The sequence below is a fragment of the Streptomyces sp. NPDC001617 genome (assembly GCF_053596855.1).
The window spans coordinates 1-18,744 of the sequence record NZ_JBSFHA010000069.1 but is presented as its reverse complement, the minus strand read 5'-3'; the positions used below and the strand labels follow the sequence as shown (position 1 = coordinate 18,744).

17 protein-coding genes and 1 pseudogene are annotated in these 18,744 nt (G+C 71.4%); 13 read left to right on the top strand and 5 right to left on the bottom strand.

Translation table 11 applies throughout. The features are described from left to right. Positions 1-111 precede the first annotated feature (111 nt). Positions 112-1,368 (top strand): amidohydrolase family protein, encoded by a 1,257-nt coding sequence (locus ACWC09_RS37800; protein WP_450855562.1) that lies wholly within the window; start codon positions 112-114, stop codon positions 1,366-1,368. Between the two features lie 72 nt (positions 1,369-1,440). Here the strand turns inward: ACWC09_RS37800 and ACWC09_RS37795 are convergent, their stop codons facing one another. Beyond that, positions 1,441-2,439, bottom strand: a complete 999-nt coding sequence (locus ACWC09_RS37795) for an LLM class flavin-dependent oxidoreductase (protein ID WP_450855561.1) — start codon at positions 2,437-2,439, stop codon at positions 1,441-1,443. 62 nt (positions 2,440-2,501) lie between these two features. Then, on the bottom strand, positions 2,502-3,275 hold the full coding sequence (locus tag ACWC09_RS37790; RefSeq protein WP_450855560.1) for an enoyl-CoA hydratase/isomerase family protein: 774 nt from the start codon (positions 3,273-3,275) through the stop codon (positions 2,502-2,504). A gap of 102 nt (positions 3,276-3,377) precedes the next feature. On the opposite strand from ACWC09_RS37790, the gene ACWC09_RS37785 reads away from it, so the two are divergent. Genes ACWC09_RS37785 through ACWC09_RS37775 form a run of 3 tightly spaced genes read left to right on the top strand, consistent with a single transcriptional unit; the run spans position 3,378 to position 6,254 of the window. Continuing rightward, positions 3,378-3,680, top strand: coding sequence for a hypothetical protein (locus tag ACWC09_RS37785; protein ID WP_450855559.1), 303 nt, complete (start codon positions 3,378-3,380; stop codon positions 3,678-3,680). A 14-nt stretch (positions 3,681-3,694) separates the two neighbouring features. After that, positions 3,695-5,215: a class I adenylate-forming enzyme family protein gene (locus ACWC09_RS37780; RefSeq protein WP_450855558.1), complete on the top strand. Its 1,521-nt coding sequence runs from the start codon at positions 3,695-3,697 to the stop codon at positions 5,213-5,215. Between the two features lie 4 nt (positions 5,216-5,219). Beyond that, a complete protein-coding gene (locus tag ACWC09_RS37775; protein WP_450855557.1) occupies positions 5,220-6,254 on the top strand; it encodes a phosphotransferase family protein in 1,035 nt (344 codons plus the stop codon). A gap of 106 nt (positions 6,255-6,360) precedes the next feature. On the opposite strand, the gene ACWC09_RS37770 is transcribed toward ACWC09_RS37775, so the two are convergent. Together ACWC09_RS37770 and ACWC09_RS37765 are read right to left on the bottom strand one after the other, a co-directional pair. After that, positions 6,361-7,137, bottom strand: coding sequence for an SDR family NAD(P)-dependent oxidoreductase (locus ACWC09_RS37770; RefSeq protein ID WP_450855556.1), 777 nt, complete (start codon positions 7,135-7,137; stop codon positions 6,361-6,363). Beyond that, on the bottom strand, positions 7,134-8,453 hold the full coding sequence (locus ACWC09_RS37765; protein ID WP_450855555.1) for an acyl-CoA dehydrogenase family protein: 1,320 nt from the start codon (positions 8,451-8,453) through the stop codon (positions 7,134-7,136). Before ACWC09_RS37765 ends, ACWC09_RS37770 begins: the two co-directional genes overlap by 4 nt. 103 nt (positions 8,454-8,556) lie before the next feature. Between ACWC09_RS37765 and ACWC09_RS37760 the strand changes: the two genes are divergently transcribed. From ACWC09_RS37760 to ACWC09_RS37720, 9 genes are read left to right on the top strand one after another with little or no spacing between them, the layout of a single operon-like run. Then, on the top strand, positions 8,557-9,789 hold the full coding sequence (locus ACWC09_RS37760; protein ID WP_450855554.1) for a CaiB/BaiF CoA transferase family protein: 1,233 nt from the start codon (positions 8,557-8,559) through the stop codon (positions 9,787-9,789). A gap of 25 nt (positions 9,790-9,814) precedes the next feature. Beyond that, on the top strand, positions 9,815-11,014 hold the full coding sequence (locus tag ACWC09_RS37755) for a cytochrome P450 (protein WP_450855553.1): 1,200 nt from the start codon (positions 9,815-9,817) through the stop codon (positions 11,012-11,014). Positions 11,015-11,020: 6 nt separating this feature from the next. Next, positions 11,021-11,494 (top strand): VOC family protein, encoded by a 474-nt coding sequence (locus ACWC09_RS37750; RefSeq protein WP_450855552.1) that lies wholly within the window; start codon positions 11,021-11,023, stop codon positions 11,492-11,494. Next, a complete protein-coding gene (locus tag ACWC09_RS37745) occupies positions 11,485-12,636 on the top strand; it encodes an acyl-CoA dehydrogenase family protein (protein WP_450855551.1) in 1,152 nt (383 codons plus the stop codon). The genes ACWC09_RS37750 and ACWC09_RS37745 overlap by 10 nt, the downstream gene beginning before the upstream one ends. A gap of 4 nt (positions 12,637-12,640) precedes the next feature. After that, a complete protein-coding gene (locus ACWC09_RS37740) occupies positions 12,641-14,152 on the top strand; it encodes a class I adenylate-forming enzyme family protein (RefSeq protein ID WP_450855550.1) in 1,512 nt (503 codons plus the stop codon). Next, positions 14,149-15,426: an FAS1-like dehydratase domain-containing protein gene (locus tag ACWC09_RS37735; protein ID WP_450855549.1), complete on the top strand. Its 1,278-nt coding sequence runs from the start codon at positions 14,149-14,151 to the stop codon at positions 15,424-15,426. Before ACWC09_RS37740 ends, ACWC09_RS37735 begins: the two co-directional genes overlap by 4 nt. Positions 15,427-15,428: 2 nt before the next feature. Then, complete coding sequence (locus ACWC09_RS37730; RefSeq protein WP_450855548.1) at positions 15,429-16,193, top strand: crotonase/enoyl-CoA hydratase family protein; 765 nt, start codon at positions 15,429-15,431, stop codon at positions 16,191-16,193. A 2-nt stretch (positions 16,194-16,195) separates the two neighbouring features. Beyond that, the gene (locus ACWC09_RS37725; protein ID WP_450855547.1) at positions 16,196-17,317 is read left to right on the top strand and encodes a CaiB/BaiF CoA transferase family protein; all 1,122 of its coding nucleotides are present in this window, start codon (positions 16,196-16,198) and stop codon (positions 17,315-17,317) included. Positions 17,318-17,339: 22 nt separating this feature from the next. Then, positions 17,340-18,485 carry a thiolase family protein gene (locus ACWC09_RS37720; RefSeq protein WP_450855546.1) on the top strand — a complete coding sequence of 382 codons (1,146 nt, stop codon included), beginning with the start codon at positions 17,340-17,342 and terminating at the stop codon, positions 18,483-18,485. Positions 18,486-18,504: 19 nt separating this feature from the next. Here the strand turns inward: ACWC09_RS37720 and ACWC09_RS37715 are convergent. Continuing rightward, positions 18,505-18,744 (bottom strand): annotated as a pseudogene (locus tag ACWC09_RS37715) (theronine dehydrogenase); the annotation flags it as partial.

Sequence of the window (18,744 nt, the reverse complement as noted above, 5' to 3'; positions counted from 1 at the left end):
ATCATTGACTCGACCGGTCGGTACAGCTAACTTCGGCAGTGCTGCGGGGGTGGGTTCCAGCACGAACGACGAGGTTCGAAAGAGGTACCGCCTGTGTTCAAGGAATTTGTCGTGTCCGGCGATTCGCACATCATCGAGCCGGCCGATCTCTTCAGGGATCGGCTGCCGAAACAACTGCGGGACCGGGCCCTCTGGGAAGAGGAGTTCACCCTCGACGAGCCGATCGTGGAGGGCGGGCACACCGAGTTCAAGAAGCTCCACACCATCGGCTTCGACGGCTGGACCATCTCCAAGTACCGGCAGTTCGGCGGCGAGACCCCGGACGGCGAGCCGGACCACATCATCCGGGACATGAACCTCGACGGCGTCGACGCCTCGGTGATGTTCCCCAATCTCTCGCTGTTCGTCCTGTTCACCGACGACCACGAGCTGTCGATGGCCCACGCGCGGGTGTGGAACGACTACATCGCCGAGCGCTTCCTGAAGTACAAGGACCGGCTGCGTCCGACGGCGGCGATCCCCGTGACCGACATTCCCGAGGCGGTCGCCGAGATCGAGCGGTGCGCCCGTCTGGGTCTGGGCGCGATCCTGCTGCCGGAGACCCCGCCCGCGCCGTACTACTCGCGGATCTACGACCCGGTGTGGGCGGCCGCCCAGGCGCACGGGATGCCGGTGTTCGTCCATGTCGCCACCGGCGGGGTGCGCGTCAGGGAGGCCGAGTCCGACACGGCGGTCACGGTCCGGGGCATGATGACGGCCGTCAACATGGGCAAGGGGCAGCTGACCGACGACATGGTGTCGGGCCGGCTCCTGGCCGGCGGGGGCGGTGACGGCGGCCCGCGGCGCATCATCGCGGATCTCGTCGGCGGCGGGGTCTGCGAGCGGTACCCCGACCTCCACTTCAATCTCATCGAGTACGGTGCCGGCTGGCTGGTCTCCTTCATGGGCTACATCGACAAGGCCTGGAAGACCGGCACCGGTCAGGACGCCGACTGGTGGCTCGGTTTCTGGGACGACAGCCGCTCGCCGAAGGACCAGCCCGCGATGGGCAGGCTGTTCGCCGTCAACGACAAGTGGCCCTACCCGCTCAAGCCCAGCGAGTACATCCAGCGGCAGATCCATGTGCAGTTCGCGGACGACCCGACCGCGGTGAAGGCCCGTCACATCACCGGGTTGTCGACCATCATGTGGGGCAACGACTACCCCCACGCCGAGGGCACCTTCCGCAGCAGCGCCGAGTGCATCGCCGAGAACATCGACGACACCGTCTCCGACGAGGACCGCGCGGCCATCCTGGGCGGCACGCTGGCCGACGTCGTGCACTTCGACAAGAGCCGGAAGCTCGCCCCCGTCACCGAGAACGCCTGAGCCGCGGCCGAGCGGCGGACCGGCCCCGGAGCGCTCCCGCTGCTCCGGGGCCGGTCGCCGTACGCGTGTCGCTCAGACCGCTTGCGGTACCGCGCCCACGAGCGCGAGGGACGCCTGGGCATAGGCGGCCTTGCGCCCACGGCTCACCATGAAGCTCGGGGGCGCGAAGTAGCCGACGTCGCGGGGGAGCGACCCGGCCCGGCGCGCGAGGGCGTCCTTCGCGTCGGCGGTGCTCCCGCAGACGGCGATCTCGGTGAGCATCTCGTCGGTGACCGCCCGCGCCATGCCCTCCGTGTCGCCGGCCCGGAACGCCGCACGGACCAGTGCGACCGGCTCCTCCCAGCCGTGGTGGGCGACGAACGGGTCGTACGTCTTGACGGTGAGATAGAAGGCGATCATGCGCTTGGCGTCGGCGACGGCGCGCTCGGGTGCGGCGTCGTCGACCGCCGTGATGACCCAGCCGTGTTCGAGCGGACGCGCGCCGTCCGTGCGGCCGCGCTCGACCGACGGCCGTACGACGTCGTTCCACCACGAGGCGGTGAACAGGCCGTGCCCGATGACCCCGTCGGCGGCCCGGCCCGCGGTGGTGGCCATACGGGTGTTGAACGCGGCGAGCAGGACGGGGATGTCCAGCCGGCCGAGCACCGGGGCGCGGACGTCGGCGTCGAGCTCGTAGAACTCGCCGGAGTAGCGGACCTGTTCGCCGTTCTCCGCGTGCAGCCAGGCCCGTACGGCGCCGACCGTCTCGGCGATCCGGTCCACGGGCCGCTCGGGGGGCACGCCCAGCCAGTCCCGGTTGATCCGGAACGCCGCACTGCCCAGACCGAGGAAGAGCCGGCCCGGGGCCCGGTCGTGCAGATGGCGCAGTGCGGTGGCGTGCGCGTAGGGGGTGCGGGCGAAGGCGTAGGCGATGGCGGGGCCGGCCAGTGCGCGTTCGGTGTTCGCCACGATGTCGGCCACCGTGAGGTAGGCGTCGTGGTCCGCGAACTCCCCGGCGCAGAAGGCGCCGACACCGGCCTGCTCGGCCTCCCGTCCGACGTCCCGGCCGGGCCAGGGCATGCCGAACCGCATGAGAGCCTCCCGATGCTGGGCACCTAAAAAAGTACACTTATTTCAGGGAGGGTAGGGGAGTGTCAGCGCAGTGTCCACTGCCCCCGGGGCACCGCTGAGCGGTCGACCTCCGCCTTTCCGATCGGGTTGCCGACCTGCGTGTACGACAGTCCGGTGCGCAGCGCCTGGGTGCGGGTCGAGTCGAGCGACTCCCAGATCGCGCGGACGGTGCCCTGGATCGCGGCCGGCGGTTTGGCGGCGATGGCGCGGGCGATCTCATCGGCCCGGTCCCACAGGTGCGCACGCGGCAGCACCTCGCTGACCAGGCCGATCTGCAGGGCGCGGGCAGCCGACACGCGTTCGTCGAGACCGAGCAGGGCGATGCGCAGCGCCTCGCCGAGAGGGATGCGGCGGGCGAGGCCGATCGGCTCCAGGGCCGCGGTGAGGCCGTAGCTGACATGCGGGTCGAAGAACGTGGCCTCCTGAGAACAGATCATGATGTCGGCCTCGTTGAGCCAGTAGAAGGCGCCGCCGGCGGCCATGCCGTGCACCGCGCACACCAGGGGCTTCCACACCTGGTTGAGCTTCGGCGAGAGATACTCGCCCGGGTCGGTCTGCGACCAGACGTTGGGATGGCGGTCGATGCCCTCCTTCACGTCCATGCCGGTGCAGAACGCCCGGTCGCCCGCCCCGCGCAGGACGACGACCCGCACGTCGTCATCGGTCTTGACGGTGTCCCAGAGGGTGGAGAACTCCTCCAGCATCCGCTGGTTGAAGCCGTTCATGGCCTCCGGCCGGTTGAGGGTGATCGTGGCGACGTGGTCGGTCACCTCGTACAGGACGGTCTCGAGTTCCATCAGGCGGCTCCGTTCTCGACGCGATCGAGGAAAGTAGTATACTTTTCTCTGGTTACTCGGTACCCCTGACTCGGTACCACGAGAGCCGCGGAGGACACTGCGATGAGGCCACGCGTGGGGCAGATGCTCGCCAGTACGGTCGACACGACGGCGGTGATCGTCGTGCGGTGCCCGGACGAGGACCTGGAGATCACGTGCGGCGGGGCCGCCATGAGCGAGGGGACCGGGCCGGGCTCCGGCACCCCGGACCCCGCCCTGATGGGCGGTGCGCTGCTCGGCAAGCGGTACGCCGACGAGGATCTCGGCCTTGAACTCCTGTGCACGAAGCCCGGGCCGGGCACGCTGGCCGTGAACGGCGCACCACTGCCCGTGAAGAGCGCCAAGCCGCTCCCGGCCTCGGACTGAGGGGCGGGCGGCCCGTGAACACAGGAATGCTGCTGGACATGGCCGCCGAGGGATTCGGCGACCGGGTCGTCATCGGGCGCACGGACGACGGGCTGACCGCCCGGCGATTGCGGGAACTGGCCGTCGGCGGGGCGCACTTGGTGCGCGCGGCCGAGGCCGACGCGATCGTGTACCTCGCGGTGAACGGCCCCGCCCTCCCGGTCGCGCTGTTCGCCGCGGCCCGGGCCGGGGTGCCGCTGGTACCGGTCAACTACCGCCTGGGCGACGCCCAGCTCGACGCGCTGCTGGCGAACCACCCCCGTGCGCTGGGCATCGCGGATCCGGAGCACGGCGAGGCACTGCGCCGCGCCGGGCTGGAGGTGCGGAGCCCGGCCGAGTGGCTGGCCCGGGCGGCGGAGAACGCCGGGCCACCCGCCGTTGCCGACCCGGCGCTGTCCGACGCGCCCGCCGTCCTGATCTACACGAGCGGGACGACCTCCGCGCCGAAGGGCGTGGTCCTGCGTCACCACAACCTCGTGTCGTACGTGCTCGGCACGGTGGAGTTCGCCGGAGCCGGCCCCGACGAGGCGGCCCTGGTGAGCGTGCCGCCTTACCACATCGCGGCCGTGTCGAATGTCCTGACGAACCTCTACGCGGGGCGCCGGGCCCTCACCCTGGAGCAGTTCACACCGGACGGCTGGCTCGGTCTCGTACGGGAGCAGCGGATCACCAACGCCATGGTGGTGCCGACGATGCTCGCCCGCATCATGGACACCGACGGACTGGACCGCTCGGTGCCGACGCTGCGCGCGCTCGCCTACGGCGGCGCCCGGATGCCGGTGCGGGTCATCGAAGCGGCGCTGGGCGAGTGGCCGCACGTGGACTTCGTGAACGCCTACGGGCTCACCGAGACCTCGTCCACGATCACGGTCCTGGGACCGGAAGAACACCGGACGGCCGTGGCGAGCGACGATCCCGTCGTGCGCGCCCGGCTCGGGTCGGCCGGACTGCCCGTGCCGGGCGTCGAGTTGGAGGTCCGTGACCCGTTCGGCGCAGTGGTGGCCCCCGGCGCGACCGGCCAGATCTGGGTGCGCGGCGAGCAGGTGTCCGGAGAGTACGCCGGGCAGGGCTCCGCGGTCGACGAGCGGGGCTTTTTCCACACCCGCGACCAGGGGCACGTGGACGCCGACGGCTACCTCCACATCGAGGGCAGGGCCGACGACACGATCATCCGCGGCGCCGAGAACATCGCGCCCGCCGAGATCGAGGACGTCCTGCTCGGCCACCCGGACGTGCTCGACGCGGTGGTCGTCGGCGTCCCGGACGAGGAGTGGGGGCAGCGGATCGAGGCGGTGGTCGTCCTGCGGGAGGGTGTGCTGATCGACTCGGACGCGCTGCGCGCCCAGGTGCGCGGCACGTTGCGCGGCTCGAAGACTCCGGAGCGCATCACCCGCTGGCCCGAACTGCCCCGCACGCCGACCGGCAAGCTCATCCGCCGCGACATCGTCGAGGCACTGACCGCCGTCGGCCGTCAGGCCGTCGGCCGACAGGGATAGGGACATGACCGTCATCGCCAACAATGCCGATCTGACCGCGGAGTTGACGCAGCGTACGGCTGTCGTGCTCCGCGGCTGGGCTCCCGACGCCACGGTGGAGTCGGTCGAACCGCTCGCCGGCGGCACGTCGAGTCTCACCTACGTGGCCACACTGGCGGGCGTCCCGGCCGGGTACGGGCGCGTGGTCCTCAAGGTGGCCCCGCCCGGCCTGGCACCGGTCCGCAACCGGGACGTGCTGCGCCAGGCGCGGCTCATGCAGGTGCTGGCGGGCGTGCCGGGGGTACGGGTGCCCAAGGTGCTGTTCTGCGACAAGGGTGAACCACCGGTTCAACAGCCTTTTGTGGCCATGGAGTTGGTGCCCGGGGACTGTTTGGAGCCGGTGCTCGTGCCTCGGGGGACCGTGCCCGCCGGGCAGGTACGGGCCCGTGCTCTCGACGCGGCCCGGATGCTCGCCCATCTGCACCGCGCGGACCCCAAGCGCACCGCCCTGGCCGTGGAGCCCGTTGTCACCCTCGGCGCCGAGATCGACCGCTGGACCCGGGCGTTCACCACCGTTCCCGCGGACCTGCGCACCGGTTACGAGGCGGTCGCGGACCGGCTGCACGCCACGATGCCCGCCGCGATGATGCCCGTGTTCACCCACGGCGACTACCGGCTCGGCAACACGCTGTGCGAGGGCGACTCGGTCACCTCGATCATCGACTGGGAGATCTGGGCGCTCGGCGATCCTCGCGTCGACCTGACCTGGCTGACCTTCTTCACCGACGAGGCCCGGCACCCGGCGGCGCCCTCCGTCGAGCCGACCGGGATGCCGGGCAAGGCCGAACTGATCGACGCCTACCAGGAGATCAGGGGCGAACCCCCGCACGACCTGGCCTGGTTCGAGGCGCTGACCAAGTACAAGGAGTCCGCCGCGACAGCTCTGCTGATCAAACGGGCCCGGAAGGCCGGGGAGTTGACGGACATGCACCGGCGCATGCGGCCCGCGCTGCCGGTGCTGCTCGCGGAGGCGACGGAATTGCTGGGTCGCAGCAGCTGAGACAGGCCGTCGGTCGTCTGCGGCGTCGTCGTGGGTGGTCGCGCCCACGCGGCGGAGCCGCACATCGACACAGTCCCGCGCCCCTTCAGGGCGTTGCCGAACCGCCTTAGTACAGCCCGCCGTCCACCCGGATCAGCGCCCCGGTCGTGTAGCTGGACGCATCGCTCGCCAGATACAGCGCCGTGCTGATGATCTCCTCCGGCCGCCCCGGTCGGCCGGCCGCGCTGCGCGTCGTCCGGCGTTTCTCCTCCGTCCAGGCCTTGGAGATGTCGGTGAGGAACGGTCCGGCCGAGATCGTGTTGACGCGTACTTTCGGGCCGTACTCCAGGGCGAAGACCGTCGTGAGGGTGTTGAGAGCGGCCTTGGCGCCGGCGTAGGGGCCGAACCGCGGCTGCGGGAACAGGGCCCCCGAGGAGGAGACGTTGATGATCGAGCCGCCGTCGCCCTCGGACATCCGCTGCCCGATCAGCGAGGCCAGCCGGAACGGGCCTTTGAAGTTGACCCCGATCACCTTGTCGAACAGCTCCTCGCTGGTCTCGGCCGACGAGGGGGCGAGAGGTGACATGCCGGCGTTGTTGACCAGGACGTCCACCTTCCCGAACGCCTCGTACGCGGCGTCGGCGAGGCGGCCGAGGTCGTCCCAGTGCCCCACGTGCGCGGCGACCGGCAGCGCGCGCCGGCCCAGGTCGCGGACCTCCGCGGCGACCGTCTCGCACGCGTCGAGCTTGCGGCTGGCGATCACCACGTCGGCGCCGGCGGTGGCGAAGGCCCGCACCATCTCCCGGCCCAGGCCCCGGCTGCCGCCGGTGACCAGCGCGACCTTGCCGGACAGGTCGAACAGGTCGGCCGGGGCGATGGACTTGTCGTCGCGCCCGTTCGTCACGCGTCCACCCGACCCGACAGGCTGTCGTCGTCGACGATGTGCGCGTACCGCTTGCGGGCCGCCTCCAGCTTGGGCGGGATGTGCTCGCTGGGGAACAGGCCCTCGGCCGGCCGGTAGTTCTTCAGCAGCTGTCTGGCGATCGTGGTGCGGTGCACCTCGGTCGGACCGTCGGCCAGGGCGAGGTTCGGTGCGGCCATCCACCACTTGGCGAGCGGGAGTTCGCCCGTGGTGCCGAGCGAGCCGTGCAGATGCACCGCCCGCTGGATGATGTCGTGCAGCACCTTGGCCGTCTGCACCTTGCACATGGCGATCTGGGTGCGGGCGGCGCCGTGCGGCTGGGTGTCGATGATCCAGGCCGTGTGCAGGACGAGCAGCCGGAACTGCTGCAGCTCCACCCACGAGTCGGCGATGAACTGCTGCACCGCCTGCTTGTCGGCCAGCGGCGTGCCCTGCGTACGCCGGGACAGCGCGCGCTCGCACATCATGTCGAAGGCGCGGCTGCACTTGCCCACCGTACGCATCGCGTGATGCACCCGGCCGCCGCCGAGGCGGGCCTGGGCCACCTCGAAGCCCTCACCGGGGCCGCCGAGCATGGCGTCCGACGGGACGCGCACCTGGTGGTAGCGGATGTAGGCGTGGATGCCCTCGTCGAGGTTCTCGCGCTCGTCCATCGTGCCCACGTTGCGCTTGATCTCGATGCCGGGTGTCTCGGCCGGGACGATGAACATCGACATGCGCCGGTGTGGCGGCGCGTCCGCGTCGGTGACGGCCATGACGATCAGGAAGGCCGCGTACCGGGCGTTGGAGGAGAACCACTTCTCACCGTCGATGACCCACTCGTCGCCGTCGCGGTGGGCGCCGCAGACGAACTCCTTGGGGTCGGCGCCCGCCTGCGGCTCGGTCATGGAGAACGTGGAGACGATCTCCCCGTCCAGCAGTGGCCGGAGGTAGCGGGCCTTCTGCTCCTCGGTGCCGAACATGGCCAGGATCTCGGCGTTCCCGGTGTCGGGGGCGGCGGTGCCGAACACCGTCGGGGCCCAGTAGGAGCGGCCGAGGATCTCGTTGAGGAGGGCGAGCTTCACCTGGCCGTAGCCGGGGCCGTCCAGATCGGGGCCGAGGTGGCACGCCCACAGGCCCTGCTCCCGGACCTGCCGCTGCAGCGGACGCAGGATCGCGCGGGCCTTCTCGTTGCGCGTGTCGTACGGGTCCCCGCCGTGCGGGAAGAGGAGGTCGAGCGGCTCGACCTCCTCGCGGACGAAGGCCGCCGCCCAGTCCAGCTTCGCCTGGAAGTCGGGTTCGATCGTGAAATCCAGCATGCCGAAAACAGTATACTTTTTATGGCTCACGGTCCATACTCATGGGCAGACTCGGCGCATTGGGTATGCGCAATAGGAGATGAGCCGCGGAGGAGTTGGTCCGATGCAGAGGCCGATGGAGGGCGTGCGGGTGCTCGAAGTCGCCCAGTTCACCTTCGTCCCGGCGGCGGGTGCCGTGCTCGCCGACTGGGGCGCCGACGTGATCAAGATCGAGCACGCCGAACGGGGCGACGCCCAGCGGGGGTTGGTCCGGGTGCTCGGGTACGAGGCCGTCAGCAAGGGCTCGTCGTTCTTCCCGATCATGGAGGGGCCCAACCGCGGGAAACGCAGCGTCGGTCTCGCCCTGGAGAAGCCGTCCGCGCGCCCCGTGCTGGAGGAACTGATCCGGGGCAGCGACGTGTTCCTCACGAACTTCCTGCCCGAGGCGCGGGCGAAGCTCCGGATCGACGTGGAGGACGTCCGGGCGATCAACCCCGACATCATCTACGTCCGCGGCAGCGGCTTCGGTGCGCGCGGCGAGGAGGCGGGCAAGGGGGGCTACGACAGCACGGCCTTCTGGGCGCGCGGCGGAAGCGCCGCCGGTGTCACCCCGCCCGGCGCGGACCGGATGACCCGGATGCCGGCCGGCGCCTACGGCGACGCGATGGGCGGGATGACCATCGCCGGGGGCATCGCCGCCGCCCTCTACTCCCGTGCCACGACCGGTGAACCGTCCGTCGTGGACGTGTCGTTGGTCGGCGTCGGCGCCTGGGCGACGCAGTTCACGGTCAACATGGCACTGATGTCCGGCGGCCCGCTCCCCGTGCACACCCCGCCCCGGCACGGCTCGGCCACCAACCCGCTCATCGGGGCCTACCGGTCCTCGGACGGCCGCTGGATCGAGCTGTCGATGCTGCAACCGGGCCGGTACTGGGCGGAGTTCTGCAAACTGGCCGGCCGCGAGGAGCTGGCCGCCGACGAACGCTTCGACAGCACCGAGAAGTTGATGGCGAACGCCGCCGAGGCCGCCGAGATCGTCGCCGACGTCATCGCCTCCCGCCCCTACGCGGAGTGGGTCGAGATCCTCTCCCGGGGCGAGGGCCAGTGGGCGGCCGTGCAGAACGCCTGGGAGGTCGGCCAGGACCCCGCCCTGCGCGCCAACGGCCTCATCGCCCCCGTCGTGGACGCCGACGGAGTCGACCGCGAACTGGTCGCGAGCCCCGTCCAGTTCGACGAGATGCCGGTCGGCCTCACCCGGGCGCCCCAGTTCGCGGAACACACCGACGAGGTCCTGCGCTCCCTCGGCCTGAGCGAGGACGAGCTCATCGCGCTCAAGATCGACGGCGCGGCGACCTGACGGACGTACGAAGAGAGGAGCCGTGATGAGTACGACGCTCGAACCCGACGGCACCCATGACGGAGTGCCCGCCTACCACTTCGACAACCGGCTCGGCGGCCCGGTCCTCAGCCACCAGGAGCGCTGGGACGAGATGGCCGCCGGCCACGCCGGTTTCCGCAGCACCGTCGCCCGCGGCTACTGGGTCGTCACGGACGGCCCCGCCGTGCAGCAGGCGCTCCAGGACTGGCGGACCTTCTCCAGCACGTCGGTGACCGTACTGGAACCGGACCCCAAGTTCCTGTGGATCCCCGAGATGCTGGACCCGCCCACGCACTCCGTGTGGCGGCGCCTGCTGGGCCGTTACTTCTCGCCGAGCTCCGTCGCCGCCCGGGAGGCGGAGGTCCGCCGGGTGGCGGGTGAGATGATCGACGAGCTGAAGGGCCGCGACGGCGCGGACGTGCTCGACGAGTTCGCGCGCCGCTTCCCGACCGTGATCTTCATGCGGCTCATGGGCCTGCCGGAGGAGGACCTGCCCACCTTCCTCGCCTGGACTCACGAGCTGCTGCATCTCTCGCACCGCGAAGATCCCGACGGCGCCCGCCAGTTGGCCGCCATGCGGGAGGTGTCGGCCTACTTCGAGGAACAGATCGCCCTGCGCCGCAGGACCCCGCGCGACGACCTGCTCTCCACCGCCATGGCCTGGACGATCGACGGCGCACCGATCGACGACCGGGACATGCACGCCTTCTGCATCCTGATGTTCCAGGCGGGCTTCGACACGGTCCCGATCTCCGTCGGCTGGGCGCTCTACCACTTCGCCACCCACCCCGAGCAGCGGGCGGAGATCCTCGCCGACCCCTCGCTCATCCCCACCGGGGTCGAGGAGATCCTCCGCGTGTACTCACCCGTCGTCCCGGCGCGCAAGGCGACCCGGGACGTGGAGATCGGCGGCTGCCCGGTCAAGGCGGGCGAGATGGTGATGCTGCCGATCGTGGTCGCCAACCGCGACCCCGAGCGGTACGACAACCCGCTGGAGGTGGACCTGCACCGCAGGGCCACCAACCACATCGCCTTCGGCTCCGGCCCGCACCGCTGCCTCGGCTCGCACCTCGCCCGCCTCGAACTCAACGTGGCGGTCGAGGAGTGGCACCGGCGCATCCCCGACTACCGGGTCGCCCCGGGCCAGGAGCTGTGGCAGCACGGGAACATGTACGGCATCACGTCGCTGCGTCTGGAGTGGTGACCGGGAATGACCCCTCCCCTCAGCGCGGCGGACCTCTATCACACCGGGATCGTGGTCCCCGACATCGAGGCCTGGAAGGCCCGGATGACCGAGGTCGCCGGCTACCGCTGGACCGAGACCATGACCGGCGACGTACGGGTCCGTCTGGCCGACGGCGACCACGCCCTGCACCTGCGCTACGCGTACTCGCTCGACGCACCGCACATCGAACTCGTCCAGGAGGTCCCCAAAACCCCCTGGACGGCGGCCGAACGCATCGCGACCCACCACCTCGGCTACTTCTGCGACGACGTCCCGACGACGTCCAAGCGGCTGGAGGAGGCGGGATTCCCGCTGGAGGCGTGTGCGATCGTCGACGGCGCTCCGGCGCTCTTCGCCTACCACCTGGATCCCTCCGGCGTACGTATCGAGATCGTGGACCGCGCCCTGATCCCGGACCTCGACGCCTACCTCCGCGCGAAGGCACCGACGTGGCGCTGACGTTCACCGAGGAGCACGAGGAACTCCGGTCGACCCTGCGCCGGTTCCTCGCGGACAAGGCGCCGAGCGATGCGGTGCGGCGGTCGATGGAGTCCGAAGAGGGGTACGACCCACGCCTCTGGCGGCGGATGGCCGACCAACTCGGCCTCCACGGGCTCGCGTTGCCGCAGAAGTACGGTGGTTTCGGCGGCGGCCCCGTCGAGTTGGGGATCGTCCTGGAGGAACTGGGCCGGGTCCTGCTGCCCTCGCCGTACTTCGCCAGCGTGGCCCTCGCCGGACAGGCGCTCGCCGTGTCCGGCGACGACACGGCGAAGGCCCGCTGGCTGCCCGCGATCGCCGACGGCACGTCGACCGGCACGCTGGCGCTGGCCGAGGAGAGCGGGTCGTGGAACGTCGGGGACGTGACGGCCGAGGCCGTGCGGGACGACGCGGGCTGGCGTGTGTCGGGCACGAAGATGTTCGTCGTCGACGGTCACCGTGCCGACCTGCTCCTCGTCGTGGCCCGCGCGCAGGCCGGGCCAGGGCTGTTCGCCGTGGACGGCGGGGCGGCCGGAGTCTCCCGTACCCGCCTGGAGACGCTCGACCCGACAAGGCGGCTGGCGCGCGTCGACCTCGACGGCGCACCGGCGCTGCGGGTCGGCCCGGAGGGCGACGCCACCGCGTATCTGCGCACGGTGACCGACCTCGCGGTCGTGGCGCTCGCCGCCGAACAGGTCGGCGGGGCGCAGGCCTGTCTGGACTCGGCGGTCGGGTACGCGAAGGTGCGGGTGCAGTTCGGGCGGCCGATCGGGTCGTTCCAGGCGATCAAGCACAAGTGCGCCGACATGCTGATGAAGGTGGAGGGCGCCCGGTCGGCGGCGTACCACGCGCTGTCCGTGGCGGCCGAGGAGGGCGTTCGCGGAGCCGGCGAACTGCCGGTGGCCGCCGCCCTCGCCGCGGCCTACTGCGCGGACGCCTTCACCCACGCGGCCAAGGAGAACATCCAGATCCACGGCGGCATCGGCTACACGTGGGAGCACGACGCGCACCTCCACCTGAAACGCGCGAAGTCGTCCGAGCAGCTCTTCGGCAGCCCGGCGACGCACCGGGGGCGGCTGGCCGACCTGGTCGGAATCTCCGCAACCACGGCGACGGAAGGCTGAGTACGTGGGAATTCGCGACCGTCTGTCCCGGCTGCTGACAGAGGCGGACGCCGACGCCGAGGCGATCGAGCACGACGGCGAGTGGTGGACATGGGGCCAGGTGCAGAAGACCGCCCGGCAGATCGTCGACGCCCTGGACGCGGCCGGCCTTCGGACCGGTGCCCGCGTCGGTGTCGTCCTCGAGAACCGGCCCGAGCATGTCGCCGTCGTCGCCGCGGTGCTCGCCTCCGGGCGCTGCCTGGTGATGCTGAGCCCGTTGCAGCCGGCCGCGCGACTCGCGAACGACATCGCCGGGTGTGAGCTGCCCGTCGTCGTCTCCGGTGCCGAACCCCTGTCCCGCGAAGGCGTGTCGGCAGCGGTGACCGCGCACGGAGCGGCGCTGGAGCTGGGCACCGACGGCACCCTGCGGCCCGCGGGCGGCACCGCGCCCGCCGACGCCCCGGTCAACCCCGGCGTCGCCGTGGAGATGCTCACCTCCGGCACCACCGGCCCCCCCAAACGCGTCCATCTGCGCATCGGCCAGCTCGACCAGGCCCTCGTCTCCGGCGGCCAGACCCCGAAGGCGGAGCGACTGCTGTCCCGGTCGGCGGCCCTCGTGGCCACACCCCTCGTGCACATCGGCGGCCTGTGGCGGGCGCTCGGCTGTCTCGCGACCGGGCGCCGCATGCTTCTGATGCCCAAGTTCGCCGTGGAACCCTGGGTGAGCGCGGTGGAGCGCCATCGGCTGAAGGCGGCCAGCCTGGTGCCGGCGGCCATCCGCGCCGTGCTCGACGCGGGCGTGCCGAAGGAGCGGCTGGCCGGCCTGCAGGTCATCACCTCCGGCACCGCACCCTGCCCGGCCGAACTCGCCGACGCGTTCTTGCGGACCTACGGCGTTCCCGTCCTGATGACCTATGGCGCGACGGAGTTCGCCGGAGCGGTGGTCGGCTGGACGCTGCCGCTGCACGAGCGCTGGTGGCAGCGGAAGGCGGGCAGCGCCGGACGCGCCTTCGACGGCGTGGAACTACGGGTGACCGGCGAGGACGGAGCCGAGCTGCCCGTCGGCAGAACCGGGCGGCTGGAGGTGCGGACCGAGCAGAGCACCCGGGGTGGCGGGGCGTGGACGCGCACCAGCGATCTCGCCCGCATCGACGCGGACCGGTTCGTCTGGATCGAGGGACGCGCGGACGACGCCATCATCCGCGGCGGCTTCAAGGTGCAGCCGGAGACGGTCAAACGCGTACTGGAGACGCATCCGGCCGTGCGCGAGGCGGCCGTGGCGGGGCTCCCGGACGCGAGGCTGGGCGAGGTGCCGGTCGCCGCGGTCGAGATCGAGCCGCAGCGGCAGGCCCCGGACACCGCCGAACTCGTCGCCCTCTGCCGCGCCCGGCTCACCCCGTACGAGGTCCCGGCGCACATCGTCGTCCTGGACGCCCTGCCCCGGACCCCGTCGAGCAAGGTCAGTCGTGTGGAGCTGCTGGACCTCGTCCGCGCCAGGATCGAACCGCAGGACCGCGTCAAGGAGAACCAACGATGACGGACACACAGGAGAAGTCCGCCGAGACCTTCGGCGTACTGACCGACGAGGCCGTCGAGCGCTCCCGCCGCCGCCTCGGCGTCCCCCAGCCCCAGCGCAACCCCCCGCACAACTACGAGGTGACCTGGGACGGCGCACGCCACTTCGCGTACGGCTACGGCGACGACAACCCCCTCTACTGCGACCCGGAGTACGCGGCCGGCACCCGCTGGGGAACACTCCTCGCACCACCCACCTTCCTGTACACGATGGGCGAGGACGCCGCCCCGACGCCGGACCCCGAGACCAGGGCACTGCTCAGGGGCGACCCCTTCGCCGGACTCGGTTCCTACCAGGCGGTGATGGAGTACGAGTGGTGGCGCCCGCTCCAACTCGGCGACCGCTGCCGGGTGTTGCAGACCCAGGTGGGCGTCCACCTCAAGCCCAGCCGGTTCGGCGGCCGCACCGCACACGTGGTCCGCGACTACCTCTACGCCAACGGGCGCGGCGAGATGCACGCCCTGCGCCGGGGCACCTGGATCAACGCCGAGCGGCACACCTCGAAGAAGCGGGCCAAGGAACGACTCGTCCAGGAGCCCTACGGCCCGGGGCAACTCGCCGAGATCGACGCGGCGTACGCGGCCGAGACCCGTCGCGGTGCCGAGCCCCGCCACTGGGAGGACGTCGAGATCGGTGAGGAGCTCCAACCCCGGGTGAAGGGGCCGCTGACCACGACGGACGTGGTCGTCTGGCACCTGGGCTGGGGCATGCAGCTCACCCCGCCCGGGGCGTTCGGGATCGCCGCGAAGGTCCGGCGCAAGGCGCCCGGCCTGTATCCGCCGAACCCGCTGAACGTGCCCGACACCGTGCAGCGTCTGCACTGGGAGCCGGAGCGGGCACGGGAGTTGGGGTTGCCGGGTCCCTATGACTACGGAGGCATGCGCGAGACCTGGCTCTGCCATCTGCTCACCGACTGGATCGGCGACGACGGCTGGCTGTGGAAACTCCGCTGTGAGCACCGGAAGTTCAACTACCTGGGCGACACCACCTGGGTGCGCGGCACGGTCGTCGACAAGCGGCGGACGGACGGGCGGGCCGAGGTGCACATCGAGGTGCGGTGCGAGAACCAACGGGGCGAGATCACCACCCCCGGTACAGCCGTCGTCCTCCTGCCGACCCGCGACCGCGCCGCCGAACTGCCGGCACCGCCCGCCGACGACCTGGACGGCATGGTCGCCCATGAACTGGTCCAATTCGCCGTCACCGGCGATCAGTCGCACGATCAGAGGAGGTAGGCGTGTCCGACGAGGTGCTGGTGGAACGCCGTGGCGCGATCCAGGTCATCACGATCAACCGCCCGGCGAAGAAGAACGCACTGGACGCCGGGGTGGCCACCGGCGTCGCGGCCGCGGTGGACGAGCTCGACGAGTCGGACGAGCTGCGGGTGGGTGTCCTCACCGGCGCGGGCGGGACGTTCTCGGCGGGGATGGACCTCAAGGCGTGGCTGCGCGGCGAGACGCCCGCGATCGAGGGCCGCGGCCTGTGCGGGATCAGCATGACCCCGCCGCGCAAGCCGTTGATCGCCGCGGTCGAGGGCTGGGCCCTGGCCGGCGGCTTCGAACTCCTGCTGGCCTGCGACCTGGTCGTCGCCGCCCGCACGGCACGGCTCGGCGTGCCCGAGGTGACCCGGTCGCTGGTCGCCCGCGCGGGCGCCGCCCTCCATCTGCCGCGCCGGATCCCGTACGCCGTCGCCCTGGAACTCCTGCTGACCGGACAGCCGATCGACGCCGAGCGTGCCGCCGCGTACGGTCTGGTCAACCGCCTCACCGACGAGGGCGGCGCACTCGAAGGCGCCCTGGAACTCGCCGGGACCATCGCGGCGAACGGGCCTCTCGCGGTCGCGGCGACCAAGCAGATCGCCCGCTCCACCGCCGACTGGTCCCTGGACGAGGCGTGGGGCAGGCAGTTCGACATCGCCGAGCCGGTGTTCCAGTCGCAGGACGCCCGGGAAGGCGCGGCGGCCTTCGCCCAGAAGCGGGCGCCGGTCTGGAAGGGACGTTGAGTGTGACCTCGGGACCGCTCGCCGGCTGCCGGGTCGTCGAACTCGGGGGCATCGGACCGGGCCCGTTCGCCGGGATGCTGCTGGCCGACCTCGGGGCGGAGGTCGTCCGCGTGGACCGGCCGGGGCGGGCGGACGAGCCGGACGCGGGCGGACCGGCGGATGTACTGGGCCGGGGCAAGCGGTCGGTCGTACTCGACCTCAAACAGCGGGAGTCGGCTGCCGCGCTCCTCCAACTCGTCGAGCGGGCCGATGTGTTGATCGAGGGGTTCCGTCCGGGTGTCACCGAGCGACTGGGCCTCGGACCCCACGACTGCCTGGCCCGCAACCCCCGCCTGGTCTACGGCCGCATGACGGGCTGGGGACAGGAAGGGCCGCTCGCCGCCGCCTCCGGACACGACATCACCTACATCGCGCTGACCGGCGCGCTCGGCGCCATCGGCGCCGCGGACGGCCCGCCGCAGATCCCGCTGAACCTCGTCGGTGACTTCGGGGGCGGCGGCTGCTACCTCGTCATCGGCGTCCTGGCGGCCCTGCACGCCGCCGCCCGCACCGGCCACGGCCAGGTCGTCGACGCGGCCATCGTCGACGGCACCGCCCACCTCCTGGCCAGCACCTTCGCGAAGCTCGCCCGCGACGAGTGGAGCGACCGGCGGGGCGTCAACCGCTTCGACGGCGGCTGGCCCTTCTACGCCGTGTACGAGACCAAGGACGGCCGCCATATGGCCGTCGGGGCACTGGAGCGCAAGTTCTACCGGAGCCTCGTGGTACTGCTCGACCTGGACGTGGACCCGGACCGGCAGCACGACCGCTCGACCTGGCCGGAGCTGCGGCAGCTGCTGACGAAGCGGTTCGCGGAGCGCACCCGGGACGAGTGGGCGCGGCTCTTCGAGGGCACGGATGCCTGCGTGGCGCCCGTCCTGAGCCTTACGGAGGCCGCCGCCCACCCTCATCTGGCCGCGCGCGCAAGCCTGTTCACCCGCGACGGAGTGGTCCAGCCCGCCGCAGCGCCCCGCTTCTCGGCGACCCCGTCGAGTCCCGGCCGCACGGCACCGGCCGTCGGCGCCGACACCCGGGCGGTGTTCCGGGACTGGGGAGTCGACGCCACCGGGCTGTTCCCCGAATGACCTGACTGACGAAGGAGTTGTCATGCGAGACGCCGTCATCGTCGACGCCGTACGCACCCCGATCGGCAAGCGCAACGGAACGCTGGCGTCGGTACATGCGGCGGATCTGTCGGCCGAGGTGCTCAAGGCGCTCGTCGAGCGCACCGGAATCGACCCCGGCACGGTGGACGACGTGGTCTGGGGCTGTGTCACCCAGATCGGCGACCAGTCCAGCAACGTCGGTCGCTTCGCCGTACTCGCCGCCGGCTGGCCCGAACACGTCCCGGCCGTCACCGTCAACCGGGCCTGCGGCTCCAGCCAGCAGGCGGTCGACCAGGCCGCACACGCCGTGATGTCGGGCCAGTACGACCTCGTGGTGGCGGGTGGCGTCGAGACCATGAGCCGGGTGCCACTCGGCTCGCACCGGACCATCGGTCAGCCGTACGGCCCCGCCGCGATCGCCCGCTACGACGGTTTCGAGTTCAGCCAGGGCATCGGAGCCGAACTCATCGCCGAACGCTGGGGTTTCACCCGCACCCGCCTCGACGAGTTCGCCTCGGAGTCGCATGCGAAGGCCGCCGCGGCGATCGACGCGGGCGTCTTCGACGACCACACCGTGCCCATCGAGGTCGACGGCACCAAGTTCACCGTGGACGAGGGACTGAGGCGCGGCACCTCGCCCGATACGCTGGCCGGCCTCACACCGTCGTTCAAGGAGGACGGTGTGATCCACGCCGGGAACTCCTCCCAGATCTCCGACGGGGCGGCCGCCCTGCTCATCACCACCCCGGAACGCGCCCGAGAACTCGGCCTCACCCCCCTCGCCCGCTACCACTCCGGAGCGGTCAGCGGCGCCGACCCGATCACGATGCTGCTGGGCCCGATCCCCGCGACCGAGAAGGTACTGCGCCGCTCCGGCCTGTCCCTCGACGACATCGGCGTCTACGAGGTCAACGAGGCCTTCGCACCGGTGCCGTTGGCCTGGCTGGCCGAGACCGGCGCCGACCCCGAGCGGCTCAACCCGCTGGGCGGCGCGATCGGCGTCGGCCACCCCCTGGGCGGCTCCGGCGCGATCCTGATGACACGGCTGCTGGCCCGCATGCGGCGCGAGAACCTCCGCTACGGCCTCCAGACCATGTGCGAGGGCGGCGGCACCGCCAACGCCACCGTCATCGAACTGCTGCGATGACGGTGGCGTTGGCGGTGGCTCATGCCTGCTCGTCGAAGGTGACGACGACCTTCTCCGCGGCCCCGGGAGTCAGCGCCAGCCGGAAGGCCCTCGCCACATCGGCGAACGGCACCCGGTGGCTGATCAGTCGGGCGAAGCGGTCCTGATGCTCGGCGAGTTCCGCGGTCACCTCGAAGATCTCGGTGGGGTAGCCCTGTGAGGCGATGAGGGTCAGCTCGCTGCGGAGCATTCCCCCGAGATCGATGTCCGCGCCCTTCTT